The sequence below is a fragment of the Luteimonas sp. TWI662 genome, from assembly GCF_039673825.1.
Taxonomy (GTDB): Bacteria; Pseudomonadota; Gammaproteobacteria; order Xanthomonadales; family Xanthomonadaceae; genus Luteimonas.
The window spans coordinates 1-8,804 of record NZ_JBDJMI010000046.1; the positions used below are offsets into that span (position 1 = coordinate 1).

9 protein-coding genes are annotated in these 8,804 nt (G+C 70.0%); 3 read left to right on the top strand and 6 right to left on the bottom strand.

Annotated features, from left to right (window positions below):
- Positions 1-108: transposase (locus ABE488_RS17580; protein WP_346448926.1), on the top strand; the 108-nt coding region annotated here is incomplete at its 5' end.
- A 91-nt stretch (positions 109-199) separates the two neighbouring features.
- Here ABE488_RS17580 and folE2 read toward each other — a convergent pair.
- The 6 genes from folE2 to efp all read right to left on the bottom strand — a co-directional run bounded on the left by folE2 (position 200) and on the right by efp (position 5,339).
- Positions 200-1,111, bottom strand: coding sequence for a GTP cyclohydrolase FolE2 (folE2, locus tag ABE488_RS17585; RefSeq protein WP_346444137.1), 912 nt, complete (start codon positions 1,109-1,111; stop codon positions 200-202).
- A 112-nt stretch (positions 1,112-1,223) separates the two neighbouring features.
- Entirely contained in the window at positions 1,224-1,889 is a 666-nt protein-coding gene (locus tag ABE488_RS17590; protein ID WP_346449690.1) for a phytoene/squalene synthase family protein, read from the bottom strand.
- A complete protein-coding gene (locus tag ABE488_RS17595; protein ID WP_346444184.1) occupies positions 1,886-2,554 on the bottom strand; it encodes a phosphoglycolate phosphatase in 669 nt (222 codons plus the stop codon). The genes ABE488_RS17590 and ABE488_RS17595 overlap by 4 nt, the downstream gene beginning before the upstream one ends.
- 26 nt (positions 2,555-2,580) lie before the next feature.
- Positions 2,581-3,291: a bifunctional 2-polyprenyl-6-hydroxyphenol methylase/3-demethylubiquinol 3-O-methyltransferase UbiG gene (ubiG, locus tag ABE488_RS17600; protein ID WP_346449691.1), complete on the bottom strand. Its 711-nt coding sequence runs from the start codon at positions 3,289-3,291 to the stop codon at positions 2,581-2,583.
- 10 nt (positions 3,292-3,301) lie between these two features.
- Positions 3,302-4,648, bottom strand: a complete 1,347-nt coding sequence (locus ABE488_RS17605) for a TRZ/ATZ family hydrolase (RefSeq protein ID WP_346449692.1) — start codon at positions 4,646-4,648, stop codon at positions 3,302-3,304.
- A 124-nt stretch (positions 4,649-4,772) separates the two neighbouring features.
- A complete protein-coding gene (gene efp, locus ABE488_RS17610) occupies positions 4,773-5,339 on the bottom strand; it encodes an elongation factor P (RefSeq protein ID WP_047135839.1) in 567 nt (188 codons plus the stop codon).
- A 96-nt stretch (positions 5,340-5,435) separates the two neighbouring features.
- Between efp and epmB the strand changes: the two genes are divergently transcribed.
- Positions 5,436-6,479 (top strand): EF-P beta-lysylation protein EpmB, encoded by a 1,044-nt coding sequence (epmB, locus tag ABE488_RS17615; protein ID WP_346449693.1) that lies wholly within the window; start codon positions 5,436-5,438, stop codon positions 6,477-6,479.
- Between the two features lie 23 nt (positions 6,480-6,502).
- Positions 6,503-8,587: an EAL domain-containing protein gene (locus tag ABE488_RS17620; protein ID WP_346449694.1), complete on the top strand. Its 2,085-nt coding sequence runs from the start codon at positions 6,503-6,505 to the stop codon at positions 8,585-8,587.
- Positions 8,588-8,804: the final 217 nt, after the last annotated feature.

Genomic DNA, 8,804 nt, shown 5'->3' on the forward strand with positions numbered 1-8,804 from the left:
GGCATCAACAACACCATCAAGGTCATCAAACGCCGCGCCTACGGATACCGCGATCAGGAGTACTTCTTCCTGAAGATCCGCGCAGCCTTCCCCGGAATTCAGCGATGAACCCTGAAAAAGGGGCGGCTTCGGCCGCCCCTTTCCATTCACGGCTGCTGGCCGCGAGACCAAGGATCCCCGTCGGTCGTGAGGTCCCCGGTCAGCCGCTGACGCGTGCTACCGCGTCGTGCGCGTGCAGGCTTTCGAAATGGGCGACGGTCGCTTCGAACCGTGCCACGCGCGGATCGGCGCTGAGCACCGCAGCGACGCGGCGGGCAGCGTCCTCGCAGAACATCAGATGCTCGGCGTTGAGCGCAGCGAACGCCTGCTCGTCCTCGCGCTTGACCGCGGTCTGGACCGGGGTGCCGAGCGCGAGTTCGAGTGCATCGATCAGCGACAGGACCGGCAACGCATCGACATCGGGCGACAGCCGCAGGCGCACTGTCGCGCGGCTGCGCTGGGCATGCGGCGTCGCCGCCAGGCCGCGCGGCGAGGCCAGCCAGTCGTGCACGGCGTCGAAGCTCGGCGCGCTGCCGGCGAAGTCAGCAGCGAACCGGGCCGCGTTGAGCTGGCGCGACAGCGCCGCCGAGGCCGGGCATGTGCTGGAGTACTCGACCGAGAGCGTCAGCGTGAGTGCCAGGCCGTCGGGGCCCAGCACCGCATCGAGTTCGATCGGATAGGTCTTCCAGCCGCTGTGATCGCTGGCCAGGGCACGACGGCGCAGCAACTGGCCGTACTTCAGCGTCAGGTGCACACGATCGGCCAGGCCGCGCTGGGAGTCGATGCAATCGGCCAGCACGCGTGCGAGCGTATCGCGCCCGAGCGTCTCGCGCGCCAACGCGTCCTGCAGGTGCAGATACAGCCGCGACATGTGGATGCCGCGTGCATCGGGATCGATCAGATTCACGCCGATATCGGCACGCGCCGGCACGGTCACCGCTTGCCCATCCCCGTCCTCGACGCGCAACGGCAACGCGATCTCCGCCATGCCCACCCAATCGAGCAGACGCGCCGCCTGGGCCTGGTCGCCGGCGACATCGGGAAGAACGGGAGGACGGACTGAATCGCTCAAGGCTGCGCTCGCGGGGGGACGGGACGACGCCCGGACGGGCGTGGGCCACGCAGTTTAACGGCTCTCCGGGTCCGTGCCCTGCAACGCAGCGTGTCGCGCGAGCCCGCGTGGCTCAGCCGCGGGCCGCGCGCCAACCCAGCCAGAGCACGGCCAGTCCGTTGGTCGGGCGCAACTGTCCGTGCCGCGCCAGTGGCCGCAGGCGAGCGGCGATGATTGCATTGCCGATCCGGCGCGGCCGGGTCCCGCCGTCGCGCTGCGGCCAGCGCGCGAGCAGCCGTGCGGCCAGCGACTGGTCGCCGCGCAGCATCGCCTGCGGCGCCAGCAGCGGCGAGGCGGTGATGCGCCCGTCCCCGCTGTCGCGGCTGTCGTCGCCGAACAACGCCATCTCACAGGCGGCCACGGCCAAGGCGAGGTCGTGCAACCGCTCCAGGTGGGCGGCCGGCTCGGGGGCGGCATCGCGCGTGGCCGGCAGCAGCCGCAGTGCGAGCGCCAGCGTGCCCCAGGGCGCGGCATGCCGTTGCAGGTGCACCGCCAGTGGATGCCGACGCGCGCCCTTCTCCCAGCCCTGCAGTTCCTCCTGCCACCAGGCCAGCTTGGCCAGGCCGGGCGTGGGATCGCTGCCGCCCCAGGCGGCCTCCCCGAACTCGTCGAGCAACGCGAACCAGGCCTGCGTGCGCTCACGCAGCTCCGGAGCGACGAAGGCCAGGCCGATGCGCCATTCCGGCCACCGGGCCTGCCACTTGGCCAGGAAATCATCGTCGTGCGGCGACGCGCTCATGCCGGACGCGGCCAGGCAGCGGGCTGCGACAGGGCCTCGGGCGTATCGAGCATCACATCGCCCTGCCAGGCGCTCGGATCGTCATCGTCCAGCCGGTAGCCCCACAGCGCGACGATCGACGGCATGTCGGCCGCACGCGCGGCGAGGATGTCGCGCGCGTCGTCGCCGACGTAGACGCAGTCGCGTGCTGGGATACCGATGGCCGCGGCGGCGTGCAGCAGCGGCAACGGATGCGGCTTGCGCTCGGCCAGGGTGTCGCCGCCGATCAGCACCGCGCAGCGGTCCTGCCAGCCAAGCTGCGGCAGGATGCGTTGTGCGAGCGCTTCGGGCTTGTTGGTGACGATGCCCCAGCGCGTGCCGGCGGCCTCGAGCGCAGCCAGCATGGCCTCCACGCCATCGAACGGGCGGCTGTGCCGGCCCAGTTCCTCGCCGTAGACGGTCAGGAACTCCGGCACCAGGGCAAGCACGCCTTCGGCATCGAGTTCGGGGAACGCGACAGCGGCCATCGCCCGCGCGCCGCGCGAGACCACCGGGCGGATGTCGGCCAGCGCCAGCGGCGGGCGGCCGCGCGCGCCAAGCATCCGGTTGACCGTCGCCAGCATGTCGGGGGCGCTGTCGAGCAAGGTGCCGTCCAGATCGAACAGCGCGCCGGCCGGGAACGCCATCGTGACCTGCGCAGTCGTCGCGCCGCTCACGCCGGCTTCCGCGCCCAGGCGACGTAGTTGATGTCGGTCCGGCGGACCAGCCGGGCGGCATTGCGCCAGGGCTCGTACATCAGCCCGCTGACATCCTCGAGCCGCAGATCGGCCTCGCGCAGCCAGCCGGCAAGCTCGGACGGGCGGATGAAACTTTCGTAGCGGTGCGTGCCGCGCGGCAGCAGCCGGGCGACATACTCGGCGCCGACGATCGCCAACGCGAATGCGGCCGGGGTGCGATTGAGCGTGGACACGAACAGGTGCCCGCCGGGGCGCAGCAGCGTTGCGCAGGCCTGCAGGATCGCCGCTGGGTCGGGCACGTGCTCGAGCATTTCCATGCAGGTCACGACGTCGTAGCTGCCGGGACGCTCGGCGGCCAGCGCCTCCACCGACTGCACGCGATAGTCGGCCTGGATGCCGGTTTCCAACCCGTGCAGGCGTGCGACCTTGACGAGATCCTCAGCCAGATCGATACCGGTCACCTTGCCGCCGACCCGGGCCATGGCCTCGCTCAGCAGGCCACCGCCGCAGCCGACATCCAGCACATCGGCGCCATCGAGCCGGGCGCGGGCGCGCACGTATTCGAGCCGGGCCGGATTGAGCGCATGCAGCGGGCGCTGCGGCCCGTCGACATCCCACCAGCGGCTGGCCAGCGCGCCGAACTTGTCGAGCTCGGCCTGATCGTAGTTCTCGTGTCGGGCGTTCATGCGGGCCTCGTCATGCCCCAGTGCGGAGCGTGGAAATGCGGTCCCGCCACTGGCGGGCATTGGCGGCGATCGCCTCCAGGTCGAATCCGACCAGTGCGCGCTCGCGCAGCTTGGGCTGCCCGGCGATCCAGACATCGCTGACCTGATGGCGCCCGGTCGCGTAGATCAGTTGCGAGACGACATGGTGCAGCGGCTGGGTCTCGATCGGCGACAGGTCGACGCAGATCAGGTCGGCCTGCTTGCCGACCTCGATCGAGCCGATCCGGTCGCCGAAGCCGATCGCGCGCGCGCCGCCGAGCGTGGCCGCGCGCAGTGCGGTGAACGCGTCGAACCCGGCCGCATCGCCGGCCACGGCCTTGGCGAGGATCGCCGCGGTGCGGGTCTCGCCGAACATGTCCAGGTCGTTGTTGCTGGCGACGCCATCGGTGCCGATCGCCACGTTGATGCCTGCGCGCTCGAGCGCGCAGGCCGGGCAGAAGCCCGAAGCGAGCTTGAGGTTGGATTCGGGGCAATGCACGACGCTGACGCCCCGCTCGGCGCACAGGTGGATCTCGCTTTCGGTCAGCTGGGTCATGTGCACCGCGATCAGGCGGTCATTGATCAGGCCCAGCCGGTCGAGTCGGGCGAACGGGCGCTGGCCGTACTCTTGCAGCGACTGCTCGACCTCCTGGGCGGTCTCGTGCAGGTGCAGGTGGACTGGCACATCGAGCTGGTCGGCGAGCATCCGCACGCGCTCGAAATTGGCGTCGTTGACCGTGTAGGGCGCATGCGGCGCGAATGCGGTCGCGATCAGCGGATCGTCGCGCCACTGATCGTGGACCTCGCCGGCGCGGTCGAAATACTCGTCGTCGCTGCTGGCCCAGGCGGTCGGAAAATCGATGACCGGCAAGCCGATGCGCGCCCGGAACCCGTGCTGGCGATAGACCGCCGCCTGCACATCGGGGAAGAAGTAGTTCTCGTTGACGCACGTGGTGCCGCCGCGGAGCATCTCGGCCAACGCCAGCGTGACGCCGTCGGCGACGAACTCCGGGCCGATCACCGCACCCTCGACCGGCCAGATGTGCTGCTGCAGCCAGACTTTGAGCGGCAGGTCGTCGGCGATCCCGCGCAGCAGCGTCATCGGGTTGTGCGTATGCGCGTTGACCAAGCCCGGCAGCAGCGCCGCGTGCGGGCGCTGGACGGTCTGGGCCGGCGCGAAGCGCTGCCGGGCCTCAGCGGTCGGCAGCACCGCGACGATCTCGCCGCGGTGGATCGCGACGGCATGGTCGTCGAGCACGACCGCGTGCGGCTCGACCGGCACGACGTGCCCGGCCTCGATCAGCAGGTCGATGGACTGGGGAGCGGAACTGTCTGTCATGCGGGGCCTCGATCGATACGCAGGAAGCGTCGGTGGACGCCGCGCGCGATCGGCGCGTTCGCGGCCGCGCGGGCGATGGTGGACGCGCAGCAGGCCGCCTGCGGGCGGCGCCGCTGCGGGTCGATCACTTGACGCGGCTGACGTACTCGCCCGACCGGGTGTCGACCTTGATGACTTCCTCCTGGCCGACGAACAGCGGCACGCGGACCACCGCGCCCGTCTCCAGAGTCGCCGGCTTGCCGCCGCCGCCCGAGGTGTCGCCGCGCACGCCCGGATCGGTCTCGGTGATCTGCAGCTCGACGAAGTTCGGCGGCTGGACTGCGATCGGCGTGCCGTTCCACAGCGTCACCACGCACTCTTCCTCGCCCTTGAGCCACTTCTCCGCGCCGCCCATGCCGGCCTTGTCGGCCTGCACCTGCTCGAACGATTCGGGGTTCATGAAGTGCCAGTACTCGCCGTCGCTGTAGAGGTACTGCATGTCGGTGTCGAGCACGTCGGCCGCTTCGACCGAGTCGGTGCTCTTCATCGTGATTTCCTGCACCCGGCCCGTGCGGATCTGGCGGTACTTCACGCGCGTGAACGCTTGGCCCTTGCCCGGCTTGACGTATTCGGTGTCGGTGATGACCGCGGGCTCGTTGTTGACCAGGATCTTCTGGCCATTCTTGACGTCGTTCATGCCATAACTGGCCATCGCTCGCTCCTGCTGGGCCGGCGTTGCCGGCGGCTACACTATGGGGTTTCCCGGCAGCGGTGCACGCGGCCGGCTCGAATTGGATCGCAGTCGCACATGATACCCGCAGCCCCCCTTCCGACGCAGCCGCGCCGCTGGCAGCAGCTCTGGCGCGATGCCGTGCGCGATCCGCGCGAGTTGCTCGACCTGCTCGGCCTGCAGCCCCAGGCGCTGGGCCTGTCGCCCGAGGCGGCCGCCCAGTTCCCCCTGCGGGTCCCGCGCGGCTTCGTGGCGCGGATGCGCCCCGGCGACCCCTCCGACCCGCTGTTGCGCCAAGTCCTGCCGCTGGATGCGGAACTGCGCCCGGCGCCCGGTTTCGGCCTGGACGCGGTGGGCGACGGCGCGGCCAAGGCTGGGCATGGCGTGATCCAGAAGTACACCGGCCGCGCGCTGCTGGTGGCGACCGGCAGCTGCGCGGTGCATTGCCGTTACTGCTTCCGTCGCCACTTTCCGTATGCCGAGGAAACCGCGGCGGCCGGCGGCTGGGGCGCGGCACTGGCGGCGATCCGCGACGACGCTTCGATCGAGGAGGTCCTGCTGTCGGGCGGCGACCCGCTGTCGCTGTCGACCGCCAAACTCGTCGAACTGACCGATGCGCTGCGCGGCATTCCTCATGTGCGTCGCCTGCGCATCCACACCCGCCTGCCGATCGTGCTGCCCGAGCGGGTCGACGCTGAGTTGACCGACTGGCTGTCCGCACTGCCCTGGCCGCTGGTGATCGTGGTCCACGCCAACCACGCCAACGAGTTCGACAGCGATGTCGATACGGCGATGCGCCGCCTGCGCGCCACCGGCGCAGTGCTGCTCAACCAGGCGGTCCTGCTCAAGGGGGTCAACGACCGCGTCGAGACGCTGGCGGCCCTGGCCGAACGCGGGCTCGACGCCGGTGTGCTGCCCTACTATCTCCATCAGCTCGACCGTGTCGCCGGCGCGGCCCACTTCGAGGTCGACGATGCGACCGCGCTCGCGCTGCACGCCGCGCTGGTGGCCCGGCAGTCGGGCTATCTGGTGCCGCGGCTGGTCCGCGAGGTCGCCGGCGACACATCCAAGCGCGCCTTGACCCAGTCCTCGGATGGACGCCTGGCGCCCCCCGTGGCATAAGGCGCTCATCACCGGAGACCCGCATGCCAGAGAGCAACGCCGATTCCGCGCTGCGCCTGCTGATTGTCGACGAACGCGTCGAGGATGCCGAGGCGGTCGTCAGTGGGTTGCGCAATGCCGGCATCGCCGTGCGCCCGCTGCGGGCGGCCTCTTCCGACGAGCTGGGCCACATGCTGACCGGCCAGGTCATCGACGTGGCGATCGCCGCGCAGGCGGCGGTCACCCTGCCCTTCGCGCGGGCGATGCAATGCATCGCCGACAGCGGCCAGGACATCCCGGTCATCGCGCTGGTCGATGCGCTCGACGAGGCCGCGTTCGTCGACGCAGTGCTCGGAGGCGCGCGCACGGTGGCGTTGCGCCACGCTCCGCAGCAACTGCTGGCCGCGGTGCGCGATGCCTGGGCCGACCGCCAGGCGCGGCGCAACCTGCGACGGCTCGAGGCACGGGTCCGCGAAAGCGAACGCCGCTGCGATGCGCTGATCGACTCCTCGCGCGATCCCATCGCCTACATCCACGAGGGCATGCACATCCGCGCCAACGCGGCCTACCTGGAAATGTTCGGCTACGGCGACTTCCAGCAGATCGAAGGCGTCTCGCTGTTGGACATGGTGGCGCCGCAGCATGTCGACGCCTTCAAGGCCCTGCTCAAGTCGCTCAGCCGCGGCGAGCCGCCGCCGCTGCGCCACGAGATCGAGGCCCGCGATGCGGAGGGTCAGGCGTTTCCGGCCGCCATGGAGTTCACGGCCGCCCAGTACGAGGGCGAACCCTGCCTGCAGGTCGTGTTCCGGCGCCGGGAGTTGATCGATCCGGAGCTCGCCTACGAGCTCGAAGCGCTGCGCCAGCGCGACCACGTCACCGGCCTGCTCAATCGGCCGGCGTTCCTGCGCGAACTCGAGGACGCGGTCGACGACGCTGCGCGCGGGCAATCGCGGCACGGTTTTCTGATGATCGAGCCCGACCGCCACCAGCAACTGCTGGCCGACATCGGCCTGGACCATGCCGACGAGCTGCTGGCGGCCGTCGCCGCGCGGCTCGAGTCGCTGCTCGAAGGGACGGCGATCGCCGCGCGTTACGGCGGCACGACCTTCGCGGTGCTGCTGCGCGAGGGTGACTACCACGCCACCGCCGCCTTGGCCGAGCACCTGCGAGCGGGCTTCGCCGATCATGTGTTCGAGGTGGGCGCGCGCTCGACCGTGGTGACGTTGAGCATCGGCGGCATCCAGATCGGCGAAACCAGCGCCAACGTCGGCCAGGTCCTGGCACGCGCGACGCAGGCACTGGAGTCGGCTTCCGGCGCCGGTGGCGACCAGTGCGAGGTGTTCGACCCGGGCGCTGCCGACCGGCTGGAGCAGGAGCGGCTGCAGTTGTGGATCGCGCGGCTGCGCACCGCGCTCGACCACGATGGGTTCGTGCTGCACTACCAGCCGGTGATCAACCTGCAGGGCGATACCGCGCCGGTCTACGAATGCCTGCTGCGGCTCGACAGCGGCGACGGCGAACTCGTCGCGCCGGGCACATTCCTGCAGATCGCCGAGGACCACGGCATGCTCGCCCAGATCGACCGCTATGTGGTCGGCCGGGCGATCGCCGCAATCGCCCGGCGCCTGCACGAGGGACGCCCCACGACGCTGTTGGTGAAGGTCAGCCAGGCGTCGCTCGAGGCGTCGGGGCTTGCGGCGTTCATCGGCGAGCAACTGGCCCATCACCAAGTGCCGGGCCGGTATCTGGTCGTGCAGTTGCCCGAGTCCAAGGTATTCACGCATCTCAAGGCGACGCAGGCCTTCGCAGCCCACGTCGCCCGCCTCGACTGCGTCTTTGCGCTCGAGCAGTTCGGCGCGGGGCTGGATTCGTTCCAGTTGCTGAGCCATCTGCAGCCGAATCTGCTCAAGCTCGACCGCAGTTTCACTCAGGACCTGCCAGCCAACGCCGACAACCAGGCCCGCATCGGCGAGATCGCAGCGCGTGCGCGTCAGATCGGCATCCGCACGATCGCCGAGTTCGTCCAGGACGCGGCCAGCATGTCGATCCTGTTCGCCGCCGGCATCGACTACGTGCAAGGCAATTTCCTCGCACCCGCCGGCCCGGGCATGCACTACGACTTCGAGTAGCCACCACGCGGCGCGAATCCGCGCTCCGAAGGTGCTTGGCTGAAGTCAGGGGAATCTGGCTTGTGCCCACTCGATCACTCGATCACTCGATCACTCGATCAGGGCTTTCTTCTCCGGAACGCGCGTCGCGCCGGCCGGGGACTGCTCCCCGGCTCGGTCATCCATCCATGGATGACAAACCGGGGTCAGAGTGCAATTTCGCGAGGCGAAATTGCAC